The sequence below is a fragment of the Kitasatospora sp. NPDC057692 genome (assembly GCF_042799475.1).
Classification (GTDB): domain Bacteria; phylum Actinomycetota; class Actinomycetes; order Streptomycetales; family Streptomycetaceae; genus Kitasatospora.
This window is the reverse complement of record NZ_JBHVIV010000025.1, coordinates 1-22,382: the sequence shown is the minus strand read 5'-3', so window position 1 is coordinate 22,382 and position 22,382 is coordinate 1. Positions and strand designations below refer to the sequence as shown.

Below are 22,382 nucleotides of genomic sequence, written 5' to 3'. Positions count from 1 at the left end.
CCGCCCGCCGAGGGAGGGACACCGTTGAGACCCACCGCACCGATCCTCCGGCTGCTCACCCCCGCCGAGCCCGACCCGCTGCCGCCCGGCGCCACCGTGGTCGACGCCGCGCTGGACGGCGGCCTGCCCGAGTACCTGCCGCTCCACCCCGACCTCGGCGTGTTCGTGGCCGCGGTGCTCGGCCGCGCCGACACCTGGCACGACGCCGACCCGGCCGCCGTGGTCTCCACCCCGGCCGACCCGGGCCGGACGTTCCGGCTGGTGCTGCGGGCCGGCGGTGCCTACGCCGGTGCGCTGCCGCTCACCGCCGGGGCCCGGCGGACCGTCGACCTGCCCGGATCGCCCCGCGTCGCCACCGAAATCGCCCTTCTGGACTGGGAGTTGCGGGCCGGTTCGGTACGCGGCGCGGGCCGCCACGGCTCCCGGATCCGGCTCGCCTGGTGGGACCTCGGGGGTGCGCCGTGAGCGACTGGGCCCTGCGGATCACCGGCGGCGCGGCGCCGCTGGAACTGTCCGGCGCGCAGACCCGCGGCGTGGTCACCCTGCGGGCCGAGGCGGCGCTGCCGTCCGGTCTCGCCGCCGCCACCGTGCGGCTGACCGTGCGCGGGCTGGCCGACGCCGTCGCCGACCGACTGCTCGCCGGGACGGGACCGTTGACCGTCGAGCTGTACCTGCACGGCGCGGCGGCCGACCGGCCCTTCGACCCGGCGGCCCGGGTGGCGGCCGCGGTCGTCGAGCGGGCGGTGCGTCACCGGGGCCGGTACGGGCCGGAGTTGCGGCTGGACGGGATCGACGAGGCCTACCACCGGCTGTCGGCGGCCTCCCGCACCCCGGTGCCGGCCGGCGACCACCGTACGCAGGCCGCCGAGGTGGGCCGCCGGGCCGGCGTGGACGTGCAGGCGCACGGCGCGGCCGTCCGGAGCGGACCGCTGGCCGCCGGGCCCAGCCACCTGGAGCACCTGGCCGGCCTCGAAGCGGCCCTGGCCGAGCACGACGGCCGCGGCGGGCGCGCCCTCGCGCTGTTCCGGGACGGGGTGCTGCACCTCGGCGCCCGGCCGGCCGCCCTGGTCGCCGTCCACGACGTCCGGCCGCGCTGGACCGAGGAGTTGGCCGGCGCGCGCGCCGACCGGCCCGGTGTCCGGCTCGGGCTCCCCGGTGACGCCCGGCTGCTGCCGGGCGACCTGGTGCGGCCCGGGGACGGGGCACGGCCGCTGTACGTCACGGCGGTGCGGCACACCCTCGACCGCGGGCACGGCTTCACCACCGTGGTCGCCGCCGTCGCCGTCACCGGGCCCGACGCGGCCTGGGACGGCCGGCCCGGTGCCGCCGACCGCGTCACCCTCCGCTCCGAGCCGGCCGCGGACCCGGCCGCCGCGGCCGCCCGGGCCGTCGCCGGACTCGGCCGCGCCGCCGCGGCCCGGGCCGCCGTGCCGGAGGCCGCCGAGGTGCGCGGGGCGGACCGGCACACCGCCACCGTCTGGCGCGGGCTCGCGCCCGGCGACGGCGAGCCGATGCAGCACCGGCGGCTGGACACCGCCCGAACCGAGCCGGACCGGCTCCCCGGCGTCGGCTACGCCACCCCGTTCGCCTGGGGCCGCTACGGGCTGGTGCTGCCGCGCTACCCCGGCACCCGGGTGCTGCTGGTGCCCCGGCGGGGCCGGGCCGACGACGCGGTGGACGTGGGCGCGCTGTGGCGGGACGGCGAGGGCCCGGCCGCCAGGCCCGGCGACTGGTGGCTGCACCTGCCCGCCGCCGTGCCGGCCGGACAGCGGAGCGGGGTCGCCGACGACCGGCCCGGCGCCGACCCCGGCGACCGCGCCAGCAACGACCTCACCGACGCCGACGGCAACCGGGTCATCGAGGTCGGCGAACTGACCGTCCGGGTCGGGCGGAAGGCGCTGCACGGCGCCGGCGTGCGCCCCGAGCGGTCGGGGCGGGAGCAGGCCGTCACCATCGAGCACGCCGACGGCGGGGCGTCCGTGGTGATCGCCGCCGACGGCACCATCACGCTCACCGGCAGGAACCTGAGATTCGAGGCACAGGAGACCATCGCGATGAAGGCGGAGAACGTCAAGGTCGCCGTCACCGGGCACATGGACGTGACCGGATGACCGCCGCCTGGAACCTCGCGGTCGGGCCGCCCGCCGAGCCGGCGCCCGCCATGACCGGCCCGTCCGGCGTCGCCCCGTCCGGCGTCGCCCCGTCCGGCGTCGCCCCGACCGCGACCGCCCCGACCGCGACCGGCCCGTCCGCCGTCGCCCCGTCCGCGGCCGACCCGCTCGCCGCCGACCTGCTGCTGCGCGACGGCGACCTCGCCGTCGTCACCGGCCCGGACGCCGTCCTCCAGTCGGTGCGCCTCGCGCTGACCACCGCGCTCGGCACCGACCCGCTGGACCCGGGCTTCGGCTTCGACGGCCTGCGGGTGCTCGCCGAGGAGCACACCCCCGAGCTGGTCCGCGCCCGGATCCGGGTCGCCGTCCTCGCCGTCCTGCGGCGCGACCCCCGGGTGCGGCGCGTCCTCGACGTCCGGGTCGACGACCCGTCCGGCGCCGACCGGGCCCTGGTGGTCGGCGCCGTCCTGGAAACCGACACCGGCGCGGTGCTGCCGGTGACCCTCACCACCGGAGTGCAGCGTGCCTGACCAGTCCTTCCCGTCCGACCCCGGCCTCCTGCAGCCCGGCGAGGCCCCGTACGGCGTCACCGACCGCGGCTTCGTCCCCAAGCCGTACGCCCGCCTGGTGGCGGAGCGCTTCGAGCTGGCCCGCGAGGTGTTCGGCGCCGACCTCGACCTCGGCCCCGGCTCGGTGATCCGCCGTCTGCTGGAGGTCACCGCGCTGGAGGACGCCCGTACCTGGTCGGCCCTCGCCGCCTCCTACGACGACGCCTTCGTCTCCACCGCCGGCGGCGAGGCGCTGAGCGCGCTCGGCGCCGAACTCGGCCTGCCCCGCCCCTACCTGGAGGCGGCCGGCGAGCTGCGGCTCACCCTGCGCGGCACGCCGTCCGTGCCGGTCGTGGTGCCGCGCGGCGTGCGCCTGCTGACCCCGCGCGGCGACGACGTCGCCACCGACGCCCGGGTGGAGCTCTCCGTCCAGCAGCGCCAGGCGACCGTTCCGGTGGTCGCCTTCCGCCCCGGCCCGGAGGGCAACCTCGACCCGGCCAGGGCCGAGCAGCGGATCACCGCCTGGAACCCGCAGGACCCCTGGCGCGCCGAGTTCCTGGCCGGCGCGGGCGCCGGAGCGGGCGGCGTCGAGATCGAGATCGACGGCGCCACCGCCCGGCTCACCGGCGGCGAACGGCGCTGGCCCGACGCCCGCTACCGCCGGCTGCTGCTGCGCGCCCCGCGCTCGCTGTGGAACGCCGAGGCGATCCGGCTGGCCGCCGCCCAGGTGCCCGGCGTGCGCCAGGTGCAGGTCAGCGACGTCTACGGCGGCCTCGACATCCACCAGTCGATCTTCGGCACGCTCGACGGCAACTTCATCGACCGGCTGTTCGGCGACGAGGCCACCGCGGCGAGCCCGTTCGGGCTGAACGTGCTGGTGGCGCCGACCCCGGCCGCGATCTGGGGCGGCCCCGGCGGCGGGGGACTGCACGACGCCGTCCGCCGGGCGATCGACGACCTGCGCCCGCTCGGCGTGGTGCCGCGCATCCAGCCCGCCGTGGAGGTCGGGGTGGTGCTCACCGCGCGGCTCGTGCTGCGCGGCTCCACCACCCCGCCCGACCAGTTGAAGGCCCGGCTGCTGGCCCGGGTCGCCGAGTACGTCGACGGCCTCGGCCTCGGCGAGGAGGTCCGGCACGCGGCGGTGCTCGCCGCGATGATGGCCGAGCCCGGCATCGCCGACGTCACCGGCCTCACGCTCGCCAAGTACCCGCCCGCCCTCGGCGCCGCCGCGGCGCCCGCCGGCGGTCCCAACCTGCGGCTGGCGGCCAACGAGATCGCCGTGCTCGTCGAGGACGCGAAGGGGCTCACCCAGTGACCGCGCCCACGCCCGTCGAGACCCCCGCCGCCGCCCACCGGGTGATGGCCGACCACCTGCCGGGCCCGCTGCGCGCCGCCGTGCAGGAGGAGCCCGTCCCGCTCGCCGCGGCGGACGGCCGCCTCACCGGCCGACTGCCGGGCGCCGCGGCCGGCGGCCGACCGCTGGTGCTGGCCGGCCCGGCCCGCGACCTCGCCGAGCGGGGCCTGCGGCTCACCGCCACCGTGGCGGGCGCCGTCCAACCGCCGCTGCTCGTCCCCGCGTACGCCGAGGCCGACGCGCTGCGCCCGCTGCCGCTCGGCGCCGACTGGCCGCCCGGCGCGCCGTTCGAGCTGGCCGCCGCCTGGCTCGACGGCGACGGCACCGCCCACCCGCTGCCCGCCGCCGAGGCCGCCGACCTGCTGCGGGTGCGCCACCTGGCCGGCACCACCGCCCGGCTGCTGTACGTGCTGGGCGCGCCCAAGGCCGAGATCCGCCGCACCGCCCGGCAGATCGCCGCCTCCCGCACCCTGGCCGGGGCCCGCTCCGGAGCCCTCGACGGGCTCGGCGCCGAACTGGGGGCGCCCCGCTTCGCCGAGCGCCTCACCGTGCGCCCCGACGGCGCCGCCGTCGAGCCGGCCCGGGAGGACGACGAGGAGTACCGGGCCCGCCTCGCCGTGCTGCGCCCCTGGGCGGTCCCCTCGCCGCAGGGCCTGGCCGGGCTGCTCAACGGCGCGGCCGGGGAGGGCGGGGCGCTGGCCCGCTTCGCGGTCGCCGCGCCGTTCGGCGTCGAGGACAGCGCCAACGGCCTGGCCATGGCGTTCCGGGTGGTCGCGCCCGGCGGCGAGGCCGACCGGCTCGCGGTCCTCGACCGGGTCCGCGCCGTCCACCTGGTCCAACCCGGCCCGGACGGCGACGCCGTGCACGCGGACCGGCCGCAGTCGGCCGACCGCCGGGCCCGTGACGCCCAGCTGCGCGCCGCCCTGCGCACCGGCTGGACCTTCGCCGACCGCGCCGCCGTACGGCCCGCGCTGGCCCGCGGCCTGGCCGCCGCGCTGGTCCGGCTGGCGGCCTGCCGCAGGGCCCTCGGCCTGGCCGCGCCCGGTACCGTGCTGCGGGTCCAGGACCCGGCCGGCGGCAGCCGCTACGAACTCGGCGTCGGCGCCGACCTCACCCCGCTCACCGCGGCCGAACTCACCGCCCTCGCCGCCAGGGTCCGCAACCCCGGCCCGAACCCCGCCCCGGCCGTCGACCCGGAGACCCGCGCGCTGATCGCCGAACTGCGCCCGCCCGCCGACCCGGCCGACGACCCCGACGGCCGCTGGCTGCTCACCCCCTGCGGCCTGGCCACCGTGCACCGGCTCGCGGGGGACCGCCTGTTCGTCTCCCACCTGCCGCTGCACGGCATGGCCGTCGACCTCGACGCCGACCTGCTGCGGGCCCGGTACGCGGCCCGGCAGGACGAGGGCACCCACGCGGTGCTCGGCGACGGGCTGGCCGCCGCGCTGCGGGCCTGGGCGCCGGACGGCGCGGGGACGGTCGTCCTCGCCGATCGGGCCGCGGCCGTGCAGCGGCTGCGGACCGAGGCCCAACAGCTCGGCGCGGGCGATCCGGCGGTCGCCGCGTTCCGTGCCGCCGGGCTGCCGGCGGTCGCCAACCCGCTCCCGGCCGTCGAACAACTGGCGGTGCTGCCCGCCGAGTTGTACACCGTGATCACCCTGCCCGGGCAGCTCGGCACCGACCTGCTCGCGGGCCGCGCCGAGGCGGTCGGCAAGCTCCGCCGGCTGGTCGGCCTGCTGCGCGACCAGTGGCTGGTCTCCGCCCTGCCGGTGGTGCTCGCCCCGGCCGGCGGGGCCCGCGGCCTGGCCCTGGTGCTCGGCGCCGTCCCGCTGCCGCAGGTCGGCACCAACCTCAACCGCCGCCGCGCGGTGGGCTTCCGCTGGCAGACCGTGCCGCTGCGCGGCTCGCTGACCCTGTCGGCCACCACCGGCCCCGGCACCGCGGTGCGCACCGCCGACGGCGGCGCCGGCGTCGTGGTCGCCCTCGGCTACGCCCGGCGGCGGCGCACCGACCCCTACGAGTTCAGCGTCGACCTGCCCGGCGGCACCCTCGACCACCGGCAGTACGAGGCGCTGATGAACCTGCTCGACCGGGTCCACCCGGCGGGCATCGCGGTCGACACCTCGCCGATCCGGCGCGGCCGGGTGGTGCTGGGCGCCGGCCCCGACCCGACCCCGCTCAGCCCCGAACAGTCCCGGCTCTACCGGGACTACCGCCCCGGCCGCGGCCGCCTCGCCGACCGGGTCTTCAAACCGATCACCGCGGGACTCCAGGTCGGCGTACGCGCCACCGTCCGCGTCGACACCTACCTCAAGCCTCGCCAGGGGGAGAAGCCGTGACCCAGCCCGTCCCGCCGATGCAGCGGCCCCGCTACTTCGACTACCAGTTCCTGCGCGCCGACGACTTCGACACCGAGCAGCGCTACCACCGCTCCCGCCGCGAGCTGCTCACCGCGCTGTTCTACAGCCCGGGCGTGGTCACCGGTCTCACCGTCACCGGCACCGACGCCGCTGTCACCGTCGCCGCCGGCCACGCCGTCGACCGGCAGGGCCGGCTGATCGTCCTGCCGGCCTCCGTGCAGGTCCCGGTGCCGGGTGCCGGCGACCTCACGCTGCTGGTCACCGTCCGCTACAGCGAGCGGGCCACCGACCCCAGCGACGAGACCGGCGTGCCCGGCGAGACCCGGTGGACGGAGGAGCCCAAGGTCGAGGTGGCCGGCACCGCCGGGGCGGACCAGATCGTGCTCGGCACCTTCCGCCGGGCGGCCGGCAAGGGCACGGTGACCGCCACCGGCCGGGTCGCGGCCGGCCTGGTCATCCCCGGCCAGTACACCGTGAAGGGCGCGCTGACGGCGGAGGGCGACATCACCGGCGCCAACCTGACCGGCAAGGACGTCCGGGCCGGCGGCGCGATCGTGCCCTCGGTCGGCAACACCGCCGCCAACGGCATCATGTTCCCCCGCGACCCGGGCGGCGGCACCGGCGACGAGGCCTACCTCCGGTACTTTCCCTACAACGGGGAGAACACCCAGCTGGTGATCGGCACCGGCAACGACCCCGACGACCTGATCGACTTCTTCCAGGCCGCCAGGACCCGCCTGCGGATCGGCGGCGGCATGCTGCACACCGGCAAGCTGGACGGCAACACCGCCGTGCAGGGCGAGGTCCTCGGCGCACTCGGCTTCCACGGCAGCGGCGTCCAGCACGCCCAGTTCTCCTTCCGGGCCGGGCGCGGCTTCGAGTTCGTCGACCGCAGCGCCGACTGGCCGTCGCTGGACTACGCCGCCGACAGCAAGCCCTACGCCGACGTCTACGCCCGCAACCTCATCGTCAACGACGTCTCCGCCCGCAATCTGGGCGTCAACGACGTCCGCGCCACCGGGGACGTCTTCCTCGGCCGGGACAAGACGCTGGTCGGCACCGGGAACCTCTACATCGCGGCGCCAGGCAAGACCGTCATCAGCAACCAGTACTGGAGCGGCAACGGACTGCTCCACGTCCAGGGCGGCCTGTCGGTCGGCGCCACCTACGAGCCGGTGGACAACCGGGTCACCGCCTGGGACGGTAACTTCGGCGGCGGGGTCTACATCGGCGGCAACGTCGGCGACATCGGCAGCGCGGGCCTGAGGCTCTACGGCAACGGCGACATCCGCAGCACCGGGATCGTCTACGCCAAGGAGAAGAAGTTCCTCATCGACCACCCGCTCGACACCGAGCGGAAGTACCTCCTGCACACCGCGCTGGAGGGGCCCGAGAACGGGGTCTACCAGCGCGGCGAGGGCCGGCTCGCCGACGGCCGGGCGGTGGTCGAACTCCCGGAGTACTTCGAGGCGCTGACCCTGGTCGAGGGCCGGACCGTCCAGCTCACCCCGGTCTTCGAGGACGACGACGAGCCGCTCTGCGCGCTGGCCGCCTCCCGGGTGCGGGACGGCCGCTTCACCGTCCGCACGGTCGACGGCTCCCCGGCGACGCACGCCTTCCACTGGGAGGTCAAGGCCGTCCGCGCCGACATCGAACCCCTGGAGACCGAGGTCGACAAGGCCGCGTTCGACCGCCGGCACGAGGAGCTGGCGGCCGCGTCCGCCGGGGAGCCGGCATGACCGCCACCCCCGGGGCGCACTCCGTCACCGCCACCGCCGGAACCGTTCCGGCCAACGGCACCTGGAAGGCCGGGCCGGTCGCCACCGAGAGCGCGTCCCGGCTGCGGGTCGACGGCCGGCCGCCGCTGTTCGCGGCGCGCGACACCTTCGTCTTCACCGCCGCCAACGGCGCCGTCTCCCAGAGCACCGTTCGCCTCGACGCCGCCGGCACCCGGCTGCGCTGCGACGGGCGGCCGGTCCTGCTGGCCGGCGACGCCGCGTCCGACGCCGGCGGCAACACCCTCACCGCGGCCGACCCCGGCCGCCTGCGGACGGAGCGGTACCCCGCATGATCCCCCAGGTCACCGTGCCGATCCGGCTGCGCCTCGACGCGACCGCCGCAGCCGGGGGCTCCTACCGCCCCCGGCTGCGGGCCGCGCTCACCCGGGCGCTGGCCCGGGCCGCCGCCGACGCGCCGGCCGGGACGGTGGCCGCGCCCACCTTCCGCTGGTCCGGGCCAGGCCTGGACGGGCTCCCGGCCGGGGCCCGCGACCGCCTGGAGCGCGACGTGGCCGCCCTGATCGGGGAGCTGACGAAGGCACCGGCTCCCACCGCCGCCCCGCAGGCCCGCCCCGGCGCCCTCCCGCCCGGGTTCACCCTGCGGCCCCGCTCCGCCTACGACATCGCCGAGGAGGGCCGCCCGGCCGTCTGGCTCACCGAGACGATGACCGTCCGCGAGGCGGCCCGCCGCCTCTACGGCCGGCCGGACGACTGGCAGCTGCTCGTCTACTGGTACAACCGCGACCTCTGGGCCGAGGAGCACGACCTCGCCCGCGGCCTGCCGGACGTCGCCGACCGCCCGCTGCCGGCCGGCCGGCGCCTGCGGGTCGAACCCGGCCTGCTGCCCGAACAGCCGCGCGCCCAGGTCCAGGTGGCCGCGGCCGAGCGGGCGATCGGCGAACTCGACCAGACCGGCGGCGTCCGGCTCGTCGTCGAGGGCTCCGGCCCGACCGGGGGCGGCCCGGTCCCGCGCGGCAGCACGGTGCGGATCGGCCTCCGGCTGCCCGCGGACGCCTACCCCGTCCGGGCCGAGTGGCGGCTGCGCCCGGACCCGGCCTACCGGGCGCTCGCCGGCGGCCTGGTGGACGCGGTCCGCACCGGCCCCTCCGGCCTCCTGGCCGGGCCGGAGAACGCCGAACCCCACCGCTGGGACCTGCCCGCCGACGCGGCCGGACTGCACGTCGTCTCCTGCCGGCTCTTCCGGGACGGCGAGTTCTGGCAGGAGGTCTGGACCTCCCTGCTGGTGCTGAACCCCGAGGACCTCGCCCGGATCGTGCTGCGCTCCGGCGCCGCCGCCCCGGTGGGCCCGGCCGCGCTGCGCGCCGGGCTGCGGACCGCGTACGAGGAGCGGATGCGGAGCCTCGCCGCGCCCGGCGCCGCGCACGGCGGCGGCCCGTACCTGGTCGCCGAGCCGGAGGGCCGGGCGACGCCCGGCAGCGAGGTCCGCTACCAGCTGCTCTGGCCCGACCACCCGGCGGAGGAGGTGCGGCTGCGCTGGCAGGTCCGCGCCCTCGACCCGCCGCCGCCCGGCGAGTTCCGCGGTGAGCTGGGCCGGGGCGAGGCGGCCGTCGCCTCCGGCCTGGTCCGGCCCGAGATCCCGACCGGATGGCTCGCCCCGGGCCGTGCCTTCAACGACTTCTGGCGGATCCGCTGGGCGGACCGGCCCGGGCGCTACGAGATCGGCTGCGAGCTGACCTGGAGCCGGGGCGTGCGCCACGCCGTCCTGGAGCAGCAGGTCGCGGTCGAGCCCGGCAGCCGTCCCGGGGCCGCGCCGGAGAGCCCGCGCGCGGCGCTGCAGCGGCTGGCCGAGGACCTCGCCTTCGTCGACCGCACCCTCGCCCGCGGCGAGGCGGTGGGGCTGCGCGCCGCCTGGGTGGCGGGCGAGGGCGAGCCGACCGGCGTCCCCCTCCAGCTGTACGTCACCACCGCCCCCGACGCCCCGGCCACCGGGGTGAGGCTGCGGATCTGGGACCACTCGCCCGCCGGGCGCCGCCGGTTCTACGAGGGCGCCGGCGACACTCCGCAGGAGGCGCTGGACCGGGCGCTCGCCGACCTCGCCCGGGTGCCCTACCCCAAGGGCGTGGTCCTCGCGGAGACGGACGGCTTCACGCTGGCCGGGCAGGTGTTCCCGGCCCGCGCCGTAGCGCTGCGCTGCTCGGGTGAGATCCCGCTCGCCTCCTTCCTCGCCACCTCCTCGACCTTCCTGTTCATCGGCGGCGCCGTGCTGTCGATCGCCGGCGCCCCGTACGTCGGTGCTCCGCTGATCGCGCTGTCGCAGGCCGGCGGGACGGCGGCGGCCGTCGTCCGGCTGGGCGACCGGGCGCTCTCGGGGGACCTTCACGCGGACCAGCAGACCCTGATGGACGTGCTGGACCTCGGCGGCAACGTCACGGGGGCCGTCGGCAAGGGCGCGAAGGTGCTGCGGATCACCAGGGGGGCCGGGGCGCTGGAGTTCGTCGCCCGGCTGGACGGCGTCCTCGGGAACACCCAGCTGGTCGTCTCCAACGCCGACCTGGCCTACCGCCTGGACGCGGCGGTGGCGAGCGGCGAACGGCGGGAGATCCTCGGTGTGCTGGGGGAGGCGGCCGCCTCGGGCGCCCTGCTCAAGCTGGGCGCGCTGGCCGAGCACGCGGCGGAGGACGGGAGCGCCGCCGCCGGGGGAGCGCCGGTCGTGCTGCGGCACGCCACCGTCGACCCCCGGTTCGTCGAGGCGCTGCCCGCCGAACTACGGGACTCCGTCGAGGTGCTGGAGGACGGCGGGCGCACCGTCCAGGTCCGGCACGCCTACGACCGGCTGGGCCGGGCCCGGATGTGGATCGCCGCCGGTCCGGACGCCACCCCCGAGGACGCGGCGCACCACCTGGCCGCGATCCGCGCGGTCCAGGACGCCCAGGGCCTGCGCGGGGGCGTGCGTACCCTCGTGGAGCAGGCCGGAGTCCTGTTCGGCGGCGGGTACGTCCCGGTGCCCGGCACCCGGGCCTGGGACGCCGCGCGGGAGATCGAGAAGCTGACCGCGATGATCACCGCCGAACGCGGCAGGAGCCGCCCGGACCGGGCGGCGATCGCCGACCTGAAGCAGCAGCTCGCCGAGCACCGCCGGACCCTGGCCGACCGGAGCACCGAGCAGGGCGGGGTGATCGCCGCCGAGGACCGGCGCGGCCGCAAGCGCGGCGAGGGCCCGGTGCGGCTGGACCCGGCCGGCCAGGCCCGGGCGGCGGAGAAGGTCCAGCGCACGGACCGGGCGCTGGCCCTCTCGGCGGCCGCCACCGGGGAGCAGACGGCCGCCGCCGACGCGGCCGGCCAGGGGCTCGCCGCCCAGGCCGGGGTCCGCCCGGACCGCCCGACCGCGCTGGACGGCTGGTTCGGCCGGACCGGCCGGCTCCCGGACGAGGAGCGCATCGCCGAGCTCGACGCCCTCGTGGCGCGGGGCGGCCGGTCGCCGCAGGAGCTGGCCTACCTCGCCTGGCTGCGGCGCTCCTGGGCGCTGCGGCACGAGGCCGAGGAGGCCGGCGGCGCGGTCCGGGCCGGCGGGGGAGAGAAGGCCAACCTCAGCACCGCGCGCGAGGCCGGGGCCGAGGAGGTCCGGGAGAAGAGCCGGCCGCTGATCGAGGTGATGCGCACGAAGGGGCCGAACTACCGGGACCGGAGCGGGATCGACTTCGACGAGGTGACCGGCCGCACCGCGTGGGACACCAGGGTGGCCCGGGCGGAGGCCGAGAAGAAGGAGAAGCCGGAGCTGGACACCGACCACCTGGTGGCGCTCGACCGGATCACCAAGCTGGACGAGCTGGTCCCGGTGCTGCGGCTCTACGTCGTGGCCTCGCGCGGCGTCCAGGCGGAGCTGTACGAGCACCTCAAGGGCCTCGGAGACCATCGGGACAACCTCCGCCGGATGGAAGCCTCCGCCAACCGCAGCAAGAACAACCGCAGTTGGCACGAGCTCAGCTACGACGACGCGGCCCGCTACGGCTACACGCCGGAGCAGGTGAACGCGGTGCGGAAGCTGGAGGACGAGGCGCTGGACGCGATCCTGCGCCGGATCGAGGAGCTGCGGGTCACGTACACGGCCCGGGTGTACGGCGCCACCGGGCGCTGACCCCGCGGCCCGCCGTAGGTCCGCTGCACGCCTGCTGCACGCCTGGTGCACGTCCGCTGCACGCGGACTGCACGGGCCGGGCGGCAGGCTCGGAGCAGCACGGACGCGGGCCGGGGGACGGCCCGCGCAGCACGGAACGAGGAGGGGGCAACGGCCATGAAGTTCGTCAGTCGCGCCGAGTGGGGCGCCCGGGCGGCCCGCAACGGCCACCAGGCGGTGCCGGCCAACCAGGGCGTCAAGGTCCACTACCTGGGCGGCCCGTACAGCGCCGATGAGCACGGCACCTGCGCGGGGTACATGCGCAAGGTCCAGAACAGCCACATGGACGGCAACGGCTGGTCGGACTTCGCGTACAACCTCGCCGTCTGCGAGCACGGGTACGTCTTCGAGGGCCGGGGCCGCAACGCGCAGAACGCGGCGAACGGCAACACCACCCTCAACCGCAACCACTTCGCCGTCCTCGCCTTCGTCGGCGACAGCGGCCACACCAGTCCGACCGCCGAGCAGACCGCCGGCCTGCGGGACGCCATCGCCTACCTGCGCGCCAGCGGCGCCGGCCGGGAGATCCGCGGCCACCGGGACGGCTACGCGACCGACTGCCCCGGCGGGCCGCTCTACCAGCTGGTCACCTCCGGCGCCCTGGAGCCGGGCGCGGGCCCCGGCGCGGGCACCGAAACGCCCGGCGGCTGGGCGCCGTTCCCCGGCTCGGAGTGGTTCCGCTCCGGCCCCCGCAGCCCGCTGATCACCGCGATGGGCCGCCGCCTGGTGGAGGAGGGCTGCGGCGCCTACCAGCAGGGCCCGGGCCCGCAGTGGAGCGAGGCCGACCGCCAGAGCTACGCCCGCTGGCAGCGCAAGCTCGGCTACGCCGGAACCGACGCCGACGGCTGGCCCGGCGCCTCCTCCTGGTCCCGCCTGCACGTCCCGAGGTCCTGACCCCCGCTCACCGCCGAGCCGAGGAGAGCCGAGCCGGCCCGAGCCCGCCGCCCGTACCCCGGGCGGCGGGCTCGGCCCGTGGTGGGCAGGCTCAGTCCTCCGGCAGGTGCGCCAGCATCCGCTCCATGCCGTTGATCCAGTTGGCCCGCAGCGCCGCGATGGCGCCCGGGAGGTCGTCCTCCAGGAGCCGGCGGGCGATCTCGCAGTGCTCCTCCGACTCGCGGGCCACCGGCTCGTCCTCGGCGACGACCAGGTTCTCGTAGCGCCGCATCCCGGCCTTGACCCGGGTGAGCAGGTCCAGCAGCCGCTCGTTGGCGCAGCCGCTGAGCAGCAGGCCGTGCCATTCGTCGTCGCGCCGGTCGACGGTGGCGTGCGCGGCCACCTGGTCGGGGAAGCCCCGGGCGAGGTCCAGCAGCCGGGGGGCGATCGTCCGCAGGTGTGCGGGGTCGGAGGACTCCAGCGCCAGCGCCTCCAGGGCGGCGACGATGGCGACCAGTTCGCGGAACTCCTTGCGGCTGACGGGCGCGAAGCGGAAGCCGCGGCCCTGGCTGCTCTCCAGCACGCCCTCGCCCGCCAGCGCGATCAGCGCCTCCCGCAGCGGGGTGCGGCTGACGCCGAGTTCGGCGGCCAGCACGGCCTCGTTGACATCGGTTCCCGCCGCGAACTCGCCGCGGGTGAGCCGGTCCATCAGCTCGTCGCGGATCTGCTCGCGCAGCGGACGGCGCTCGATCGCCATCGCTCCCCCTGACTTCCGGACTGGCTTCCGGATTGAGGCACACCTCTTGACCCGCCCCAGTGTACTGCACTATGCATTTTGAATACAAAATGCGGGACGACGCGAGACACGGGGTTCCTCGACCCCGGGGGAGGCGGAGCATGGGCCTGACACGGGTACCGGGTCTGCTGTTCGGCGGTGACTACAACCCCGAGCAGTGGCCCGAGGAGGTGTGGCAGGAGGACGTCCGGCTGATGGCCGAGGCCGGCGTCAACCTGGTCACGGTCGCGGTGTTCTCCTGGTCCCGGCTCGAACCCGGTCCCGGCGCCTACGAGTTCGGCTGGCTCGACCGGGTGCTCGATCTGCTCCACGCGCACGGCATCGCCGTCGACCTCGCCACCGCGACCGCGACCCCGCCGCCCTGGCTGGTCCGCGCCCACCCGGAGGTCCAGCCCGTCGACGCCGCCGGCACCCGGCTGGAGTTCGGCTCGCGCCAGGGCTACTGCCCCTCTTCCCCGGTGTTCCGCGCCGCCACCGTCCGGCTGGCCCGGGCGATGGCCGAGCGCTACCGCGAGCACCCGGCGCTGGCGATGTGGCACGTGAGCAACGAGTACGCCGACCACACCGCCGAGTGCTTCTGCGAGGAGTCCGCCCGCGACTTCCGCCGCTGGCTCAAGGCCCGCCACGGCTCGCTCGACGGCCTCAACGCCGCCTGGGGGACGTCCTGCTGGGGCCAGCACTACACCGACTGGACGCAGGTCGAACCGCCCCGCAAGGCCCCCGGCCCGGTCAACCCGGCCCAGCTGCTGGACTGGCGGCGGTTCTCCAGCGACGCGCTGCTCGCCTGCTTCGAGGCCGAGCGCGCCGTCCTCAAGGAGGTCACCCCGGACGTCCCGGTGACCACCAACTTCATGAGCGTGCTGCGCGACCTCGACTACTGGGCGTGGGCCGAGGGCGAGGACGTCGTCACCGACGACGCCTACCCGGACCCGGCCGACCCGCGGGCGCCGGTGAAGGCCGCGCTCAGCTACGACCTGATGCGCTCGCTGAAGCGGCAGCCCTGGCTGCTCCTGGAGTCCGCGCCGAGCGCGGTCAGCTGGCGCGCGGTCAACGTCCCCAAGGACCCCGGCGTGATGCGCCTGCACAGCCTCCAGGCCCTCGCCCACGGCTCGGACGGCGTGATGTTCTTCCAGTGGCGCCAGGCCAGGTACGGCCCGGAGAAGTTCCACTCGGCGATGCTCCCGCACGGCGGCACCGGGACCCGCCAGTGGCGCGAGACGCTCGCGCTCGGCGCGGACGTCCGACGGCTGGCCGAGGTGGCCGGCAGCACCACCCGGGCCGAGGTCGCGCTGCTGCTCGACTGGGACAGCTGGTGGGGCCTGGAGGCCCCCGAGTCGATGCCCACGGACCGGCTGCGGCTGCACGAGCTGCTGCTCTCCTGGTACGCGCCGCTGCACGCCCGGGGCGTCGCCGTGGACCTGGCCCCGCCGGGGCGCGACCTCTCCGGCTACCGGCTGGTGATCGCCCCCAACCTCTACCTGTGCACGGCCGCGCACGCCGCCGCGCTGGCCGCCTTCCCCGGACAGCTGGTGGTCGGCCCGTTCAGCGGCGTGGTCGACGCGGCCGACCAGGTGCACGACGACGGCGCGCCCGGTCCGCTCGGCGAGCTGCTCGGGGTGCGCGTCGAGGAGTGGCGCCCGCTGCCGGACGGCGCGGCCCAGGAGGTGGTCACGGCGGACGGGACCGTGCTGGCCGCCCGCACCTGGACCGAGTGGCTGGAGACCGCAGGGACCACCGAGGTGCTCGCCCGCTACCGGGGCGGCCCGCTGGACGGCCGCCCGGCCGTCACCCGGCGCGGCGCCGCGACCTACCTCTCCTGCCTGCCCGAGGATGTGACCCCCTTCCTGGACGCGGCGCTGGCCGCCGCCGGCGTCACCGGCGTCACCGGGCTCGACCTGCCCGCCGGCGTCGAGGCCTGCCGCCGCGGCCGCTACCTCTTCCTGCTCAACCACGGAACCGGGCCCGCCACCGTGCCCCTGCCCGAGCCCGGGACGGACCTGCTGACCGGCCGCGCGCTGCCCGCCGGCCCCGTGACCCTCGGACCGCGCGACGCCGTGGTCCTCAAGCCCCGACCGACCACGCCCTGAGGAGTGTGCGTGTCCCACCCCTACATCCCCAACGCGGGGCCCGAGACGCGGGCGGCGATGCTCGCCGAGATCGGCGCCCCCGACATCGCGGAGTTCTACCGCGACATCCCCGCCGACCTGCGCCTCGACCGCCCGCTCGACCTGCCCGAGCCGTTCGCCGACGAGCGGGGCCTGACCCGGCACGTGCGCGGCCTGCTGGCCCGCAACACCGACCCGGCCGCGCTGCTGAGCTTCCTCGGCCACGGCTGCTACCCGCACTACGTCCCGGCCGTCTGCGACGAGGTCAACGGCCGCGGCGAGTTCCTCACCGCCTACGCGGGCGAGCCCTACGAGGACCACGGCCGCTTCCAGGCGCTCTTCGAATACGTCTCGATGATGGCCGAGCTGCTGGAGATGGACGTCGTCAACGTGCCCGTCTACGACGGCTACCAGGCCGCCGGCACGGCGCTGCGGATGGCCGCCCGCCGCACCGGCCGGAACCGGGTGATGGTCAGCGGGGCGGTCGCGGCCGACAAGCTGGCCAAGATCCGCGACTACCTCGCCCCGGACGTCGAGGTGCTGCTCGCCCCGGTGGCCGACTCCGGCGAGCTGGGCGAGGTCCGGCTCGACGACACCTTCGCCGCCCTCTACCTGGAGACGCCCACCGTGCACGGGGTGGTCGAGACCCGCGGCCGCGAACTCGCCGCGCTGGCCCACGGCGCGGGCGCCCTGCTGGTGGTCGGCACCGACCCGATCTCGCTCGGCGTGCTGGCGCCGCCCGCCTCCTACGGCGCCGACCTGGTCTGCGGGGACATCCAGTCGCTTGGCATGCACCCCCAGTACGGCGGCGGCCAGGCCGGGTTCATCGCGAGCCACGACGACGAGCGGCTGGTCGCCGAGTTCCCGTCCCGGCTGTTCGGGATCGCCCCGACCGAGGTCCCCGGCGAGTACGGCTTCGGCGACGTCTTCTACGACCGCACCTCCTTCGCGCTGCGCGAGGAGGGCAAGGAGTGGGTGGGCACCGCGGCCGCCCTGTGGGGCATCACCGCCGGCGTCTACCTCGCGCTGATGGGCCCGCGGGGGATGCGCGAGCTGGGCGAGACGATCCTCGCCCGCACCCGCTATGCGATGGGCGCGCTGGACGCCGCCGGGGCCGTGGTGCGCCACCGGGAGTCGGTGCACTTCCGGGAGTTCGCCGTCGAGGTGCCCGACGCCGACGCGCTGCTCGCCGCCCTGCGCGGCCGCGGCATCCTCGGCGGGGTGCGGCTCGGACCGCGGGAGGTGCTGGTCTGCGTCACCGAACAGCACTCCGTCGCCGACATCGACACCCTCGCGGTGGCCGTGCGGGAAGCCCTCGCCGCCCCCGCTGCCGCCGCCGCACCCGCCGTCCCTTCCACCGCCGGAGACGCCCAGTGAGCTCGCACGCGGCCCCCGAACCGTTCGCCGCCCTGCCCGTGGCGCCCAAGCCGGGCCTGCGCCGCTTCCACCAGGCCCGCTGGGACGAGGAGATCGTCTTCGAGCTGTCCCGGCCCGGCCGGCGCGGCGTGGGCGTGCCCGCCCCGGACGCGCCCCTGGTCGAGCTGCCCGAGGGCGTCGCCCGGCGCACCCCGCCCGCACTGCCCGAGCTCTCCCAGAACCAGGTGGTGCGGCACTACTTGAGGCTCTCCCAGGAGACCCTCGGCGCCGACCTCAACATCGACGTCGGCCAGGGCACCTGCACCATGAAGTACAGCCCCAAGGTCAACGACTCCTTCGCCCGCGACCCGCGCGTCGCCGCCCTGCACCCGCTGCAGCCGGAGGACACCGTGCAGGGCGTGCTGGAGATCTACTGGCGGCTGGAGCAGATCCTCAAGGAGATCTCCGGCATGGCCCGGGTCTCGCTGCAGCCCGGCGCCGGCTCGGCCGCGATCTACGCCAACATCGCGATGATCCGCGCCTACCACGCGGCCCGCGGCGAGGGGGAGCAGCGCGACCAGGTGATCACCACGATGTTCTCGCACCCCTCCAACGCGGCCTGCGCCAAGGTCGCCGGGTACGAGGTGATCACCCTGATGCCGGACGCCGAGGGCAACCCCGACATCGAGGCGCTGCGCGCCGCCGCCGGCCCGCGCACCGCCGCCCTGCTGATCACCAACCCGGAGGACACCGGGATCTTCAACCCGCGGATCCGCGAGTTCGTCGACCTGGTGCACGCGGCGGGCGGCCTGGCCTGCTACGACCAGGCCAACGCCAACGGCATCCTCGGCATCACCCGGGCGCGGGACGCCGGCTTCGACCTCTGCCACTTCAACCTGCACAAGACCTTCTCCACCCCGCACGCCTGCGGCGGTCCGGCGGCCGGGGCGTGCGGGGTCTCCGAGGCGCTGGTGCCGTTCCTGCCCGGGCCGGTCGTCGACCGCGAGGGCGACGCCTTCACCCTCGCCGCCCCCGAGCGCTCGGTCGGCAAGATCCGGCCCTTCCTCGGCGTGACGCCCAATGTGGTGCGCGCCTACGCCTGGGTGATGGCGCTCGGCGCGCGGGGGCTGCGCGAGGTCGCCGAGACGGCCGTGCTCAACAACAACTACCTGCTGGCCAAGGTCGCCCGGATCCCCGGCGCCTCGGTGCCGTGGGGGGAGCGGCGCCGGGTCGAGCAGGTCCGCTACTCCTGGGAGCGGCTCACCGAGGAGACCGGGGTGCACTCGGAGGAGATCGGCATCCGGGCGGCGGACTTCGGCGTGCACTACTGGACCAGCCACCATCCGTACGTGGTGCCCGAGCCGTTCACCCTGGAGCCGACCGAGTCCTACTCCAGGGAGGACCTCGACGAGTACGCGGCGATCCTCGCGCACGTCGCCGACGAGGCCCGCAAGGACCCGGAGTTCGTGCGCGGCGCGCCCTACCGGCAGACCGTGCACCGGATCGATCCGACGGCGCTGGACGACCCGGCCCAGTGGTCGCCCAGCTGGCGCGCCTACCTGCGCAAGCACGGCGCGAAGCGGCCGGGATGATCGTCGGCCTGATCGTGAACCCGGTCGCGGGCCTCGGCGGGGCGGTCGCCCTCAAGGGCAGCGACGGGCCGGACGTCCAGGCCAGGGCGCTCGAACGGGGCGCCGTCCCCCGGGCCAGGGCGCGTGCCGCCGCCGCGCTGCGCGCCCTGCACGCCCGCCGCCCGGAGGCCGTGGTGCGCACGGTGGCCGGGCCGATGGGGGAGGACAGCGCGCTGGCGGCGGGCGTCCGGTACGAACTCGCCCACCGGCCGGAGGGCCCGGGCACCGGCGCGGCCGACACCCGGGCGGCGGTCGCGGCGCTCGGGACGGTGGACCTGCTGCTGTTCGCGGGCGGTGACGGGACGGCACGCGACGTCCTGGACGCCGGGCCGCGCCCGCCGGTGCTCGGCGTGCCGGCCGGGGTGAAGGTCTACTCGGGCTGCTTCGCGGTGAGCCCGGCCGCGGCGGGCGCGGCCGCCGCCGGCTTCGACGGGCGGACCGCCGAGGCGGAGGTGGTCGACCTCGACGAGGAGGCCCACCGCGCGGGCGGTCTCGGCGCCCGGCTGTACGGGACGCTGCGGGTGCCGGCCGGGCGGGCCCGGCTGAGCGGGCGCAAGACCGGCTCCTCGGCGGCGCCGCCGGGCTCGGCGGAGTCCATCGCCCGGGCGGTGGTGGCGGCCATGCGGCCCGGCGCCGCGTACGCGCTCGGGCCCGGCGCGACCACCCTCGCCGTCGGGCGGGCGCTCGGCCTGGAGCTGACGCCGCTGGGCGTGGACGTCGTCCGGGACGGCGCCGTGCTCGCCCGTGACGTCACGGAGCAGCAGCTGCTCACCCTTGCCATGTCACAGGTGACGCATGGCGTGTTGTCGGTGATCGGCGGGCAGGGCTTCGTGGTCGGGCGCGGCAACCAGCAGTTCAGCCCCCGGGTGCTGGACGCCCTGGCCGGGATCACCGTGCTCGCCACCCAGCAGAAGCTCGCCGCGCTCGGCGGGCGGCCGCTGCTGGTGGACAGCGGCGACCCGCTGGCCGACGCCGCGCTCGCCGGCCACGTCCGGGTGGTCACCGGCCACCGTGAATCCGTGCTGTACCGCATCCAGTCCGCGAGTGAGGAGCTCCCGTGAACAACCCCGCCGCAACCCCCTCCGGCACCCTGCGCCACAAGGTCGCCGTCGTCACCGGCGGCGCGTCCGGCATCGGCCGGGCCACCGCCAAGCTGTTCGCCGCCGAGGGCGCCGCGGTGGTCGTCGCCGACCTCGCGGACGCCGGCGAGGTCGTCCGCGAGATCGAGGCGGCGGGAGGGCGGGCGGTCGCGGTGCGCGCCGACGTCTCCTCCGAGACCGACTGCGAGCGGATCGTCACCATCGCCGTCGAGACCTACGGCGCCCTGCACGTCCTGTTCAACAACGCCGGGATCATCCGCCGCCAGACGGCGCTGGAGATCTCCGCCGACGACTGGGACCGGGTGATGGCCGTCAACGTGCGCTCGGTCTACCTGATGTGCCGCTTCGCCGTCCCGGCGATGACGGAGGGCGGCTCGATCATCAACACCGGTTCCGGCTGGGGGCTGAAGGGCGGGGCCAACGCGCTCTCCTACTGCGCCTCCAAGGCCGCGGTCGTCAACATGACGCGGGCCCTGGCGATCGACCACGCCGCCGCCGGGATCCGGGTCAACTCGGTCAACCCGGGCGACACCATGACGCCCATGCTCCGCGACGAGGCGCGCCAGCTCCAGGAGGAGTGGGCGGCCTTCGAGAAGGACGCCGCCGACCGGCCGATGGGCCGGGCCGGCTCGCCGGAGGAGATCGCGGCCGCCGTGCTGTTCCTGGCCGGCGACGCCAGCAGCTACATGACCGGCTCCGCCCTCGTCGTCGACGGCGGCGGCCTCGCCTGACCCCCACCCCCACCCGCACGGCCCCCGCACAACCCGTACGACCCCGACCCTCACCCCCGCACGAAAGCCCAGGAGGCACCCGTTGTCCGCTGTCACGAGAAGAACAGCCCTGGCCGCCGCCGCCCTCGCGCTGGCCGCCACCGTCTCCGCGTGCAGCGGCACCGGCGGCGGGGGCGGCGTCGGCGGCGGTGACCGGGCCGACGGCGGCAAGGTCACCCTGCGCTGGTCGACCTGGGGCTCGGCCGAGGACACGGCGGTCTTCAAGGCCTTCACCGACGAGTTCTCCAGGAAGCACCCGAACATCACCCTCAAACTGGAGCAGGTCGCCTCCTACGAGGACTACCACCCCAAGCTGCTCACCCAGCTGACGTCCAGGACCGCCCCCGACGTCCTCTACGTCGGCGACGACTACATCGGCAAGCTGGTCGCCGACGGTGTGCTCGCCCCGCTCGACGCCCGGCTCGCCGGACCGGACAGCCGCAGCAGGCCGGCCGACTTCTTCGAGGGCGTCTACGGCGGCGCCAGGAAGGACGGCGTCACCTACGGCGTCCCCAACGACACCAATCCCGAGGTGCTCTGGTTCGACAAGAAGGCGCTGACCGCCGCCGGCATCACCGAGGACCCGGCCGTGCTCAACGAGGCCGGCCAGTGGACGATGGCCAAGTTCCAGGAGATGAACGCCAAGCTGAAGGCGGCCGATCGGATCGGCACGATCTTCTGGAACTGGTACGGCGCCAACTACAGCATGGTCAACGGCTTCGGCGGCAAGGTCTGGGACGGCGGGAGGTTCGTCGCGACCACCGACCCGAAGACCCGCCAGGCGCTGAAGACCCTCGCCGACGGCTACCGGGACAAGACCTTCGCCTCCGCCGACCTGCTGCCCGAGGGCAACAGCGCGGCCACCCAGTTCATCAAGCACAAGGCGGGCTTCTACGCCGGCGGCCGCTGGGTGATCGAGAGCATCGACAAGGGCGGCGACCGGTCCGGCTACGACATCGTGCCGTTCCCCTCCGAGTCCGGCGGGCCGATCCCGGTGGCCGTCGCCGCCTCCTACCTGACGATCAACAAGGACAGCAAGCACCCCGAGGAGGCCTTCACCTTCCTGACCGAGTTCGTCAGCAAGGAGGGCCAGCGGCTGCGGCTCAAGGGCGGCAGCGCCGTCCCCTCCGTCCGCGGCGCCGAGGACCTGGTGACCGAGGGCGACTACCCGCCGCACGCCAGGACCTTCCTGGACGTGCGCGACCGCGGCTTCGCCAACTACCCCGACGAGGTCGCCGTCCCCGGCCTGACCAAGGCGATCAGCGACCAGCTGATGAAGATCTGGGAGGGCAAGGTCGGCTTCGACGAGGGCATGACCCAGCTCCAGACCCTGGTCGACGGCATGAAGGGCCGACAGGGGTGAGCGCCGTCACCCAGGCGGCGGCCCGGCGGCGCCACCCCACCCGCCCCGCGGCCCCCCCCCCCCCCCCCCGGGGGCCCCCGCCCCCCGGGCGGCCCCCCCCGC

At 76.3% G+C, this 22,382-nt stretch carries 16 protein-coding genes; 15 read left to right on the top strand and 1 reads right to left on the bottom strand.

The window, feature by feature from the left end; all coding sequences use genetic code 11:
* Positions 1–24: 24 nt before the first annotated feature.
* From ACFVFS_RS16320 to ACFVFS_RS16280, 9 genes are all read left to right on the top strand, one after another.
* A complete protein-coding gene (locus tag ACFVFS_RS16320; RefSeq protein ID WP_380624546.1) occupies positions 25–465 on the top strand; it encodes a hypothetical protein in 441 nt (146 codons plus the stop codon).
* Complete coding sequence (locus tag ACFVFS_RS16315) at positions 462–2,111, top strand: hypothetical protein (RefSeq protein ID WP_380624544.1); 1,650 nt, start codon at positions 462–464, stop codon at positions 2,109–2,111. Before ACFVFS_RS16320 ends, ACFVFS_RS16315 begins: the two co-directional genes overlap by 4 nt.
* Positions 2,108–2,641 carry a hypothetical protein gene (locus ACFVFS_RS16310; RefSeq protein WP_380624542.1) on the top strand — a complete coding sequence of 178 codons (534 nt, stop codon included), beginning with the start codon at positions 2,108–2,110 and terminating at the stop codon, positions 2,639–2,641. The genes ACFVFS_RS16315 and ACFVFS_RS16310 overlap by 4 nt, the downstream gene beginning before the upstream one ends.
* Positions 2,634–3,974 carry a baseplate J/gp47 family protein gene (locus tag ACFVFS_RS16305; protein ID WP_380624540.1) on the top strand — a complete coding sequence of 447 codons (1,341 nt, stop codon included), beginning with the start codon at positions 2,634–2,636 and terminating at the stop codon, positions 3,972–3,974. The genes ACFVFS_RS16310 and ACFVFS_RS16305 overlap by 8 nt, the downstream gene beginning before the upstream one ends.
* Positions 3,971–6,352: a hypothetical protein gene (locus tag ACFVFS_RS16300; protein WP_380624538.1), complete on the top strand. Its 2,382-nt coding sequence runs from the start codon at positions 3,971–3,973 to the stop codon at positions 6,350–6,352. Before ACFVFS_RS16305 ends, ACFVFS_RS16300 begins: the two co-directional genes overlap by 4 nt.
* Positions 6,349–8,112: a hypothetical protein gene (locus ACFVFS_RS16295; RefSeq protein ID WP_380624536.1), complete on the top strand. Its 1,764-nt coding sequence runs from the start codon at positions 6,349–6,351 to the stop codon at positions 8,110–8,112. The genes ACFVFS_RS16300 and ACFVFS_RS16295 overlap by 4 nt, the downstream gene beginning before the upstream one ends.
* Complete coding sequence (locus ACFVFS_RS16290) at positions 8,109–8,444, top strand: hypothetical protein (protein WP_380624534.1); 336 nt, start codon at positions 8,109–8,111, stop codon at positions 8,442–8,444. Before ACFVFS_RS16295 ends, ACFVFS_RS16290 begins: the two co-directional genes overlap by 4 nt.
* Entirely contained in the window at positions 8,441–12,247 is a 3,807-nt protein-coding gene (locus tag ACFVFS_RS16285) for a hypothetical protein (RefSeq protein WP_380624532.1), read from the top strand. Before ACFVFS_RS16290 ends, ACFVFS_RS16285 begins: the two co-directional genes overlap by 4 nt.
* 156 nt (positions 12,248–12,403) lie before the next feature.
* Positions 12,404–13,180 (top strand): peptidoglycan-binding protein, encoded by a 777-nt coding sequence (locus ACFVFS_RS16280; RefSeq protein ID WP_380624530.1) that lies wholly within the window; start codon positions 12,404–12,406, stop codon positions 13,178–13,180.
* A gap of 91 nt (positions 13,181–13,271) precedes the next feature.
* Here ACFVFS_RS16280 and ACFVFS_RS16275 read toward each other — a convergent pair whose 3' ends face one another.
* Positions 13,272–13,916 (bottom strand): GntR family transcriptional regulator, encoded by a 645-nt coding sequence (locus ACFVFS_RS16275; protein WP_380624528.1) that lies wholly within the window; start codon positions 13,914–13,916, stop codon positions 13,272–13,274.
* Between the two features lie 140 nt (positions 13,917–14,056).
* On the opposite strand from ACFVFS_RS16275, the gene ACFVFS_RS16270 reads away from it, so the two are divergent.
* The 6 genes from ACFVFS_RS16270 (at position 14,057) to ACFVFS_RS16245 (ending at position 22,280) form a co-directional block, all read left to right on the top strand.
* Positions 14,057–16,042 carry a beta-galactosidase gene (locus ACFVFS_RS16270; protein ID WP_380624526.1) on the top strand — a complete coding sequence of 662 codons (1,986 nt, stop codon included), beginning with the start codon at positions 14,057–14,059 and terminating at the stop codon, positions 16,040–16,042.
* A 9-nt stretch (positions 16,043–16,051) separates the two neighbouring features.
* On the top strand, positions 16,052–17,437 hold the full coding sequence (gene gcvPA, locus ACFVFS_RS16265) for an aminomethyl-transferring glycine dehydrogenase subunit GcvPA (protein WP_380624524.1): 1,386 nt from the start codon (positions 16,052–16,054) through the stop codon (positions 17,435–17,437).
* On the top strand, positions 17,434–19,008 hold the full coding sequence (gcvPB, locus tag ACFVFS_RS16260; RefSeq protein ID WP_380624522.1) for an aminomethyl-transferring glycine dehydrogenase subunit GcvPB: 1,575 nt from the start codon (positions 17,434–17,436) through the stop codon (positions 19,006–19,008). The genes gcvPA and gcvPB overlap by 4 nt, the downstream gene beginning before the upstream one ends.
* Positions 19,005–20,108, top strand: coding sequence for an ATP-NAD kinase family protein (locus ACFVFS_RS16255; RefSeq protein ID WP_380624520.1), 1,104 nt, complete (start codon positions 19,005–19,007; stop codon positions 20,106–20,108). The genes gcvPB and ACFVFS_RS16255 overlap by 4 nt, the downstream gene beginning before the upstream one ends.
* Positions 20,105–20,878 carry an SDR family NAD(P)-dependent oxidoreductase gene (locus ACFVFS_RS16250; protein WP_380624518.1) on the top strand — a complete coding sequence of 258 codons (774 nt, stop codon included), beginning with the start codon at positions 20,105–20,107 and terminating at the stop codon, positions 20,876–20,878. The genes ACFVFS_RS16255 and ACFVFS_RS16250 overlap by 4 nt, the downstream gene beginning before the upstream one ends.
* Positions 20,879–20,960: 82 nt before the next feature.
* The gene (locus tag ACFVFS_RS16245) at positions 20,961–22,280 is read left to right on the top strand and encodes an ABC transporter substrate-binding protein (protein ID WP_380624516.1); all 1,320 of its coding nucleotides are present in this window, start codon (positions 20,961–20,963) and stop codon (positions 22,278–22,280) included.
* The last annotated feature ends 102 nt before the right edge of the window (positions 22,281–22,382 follow it).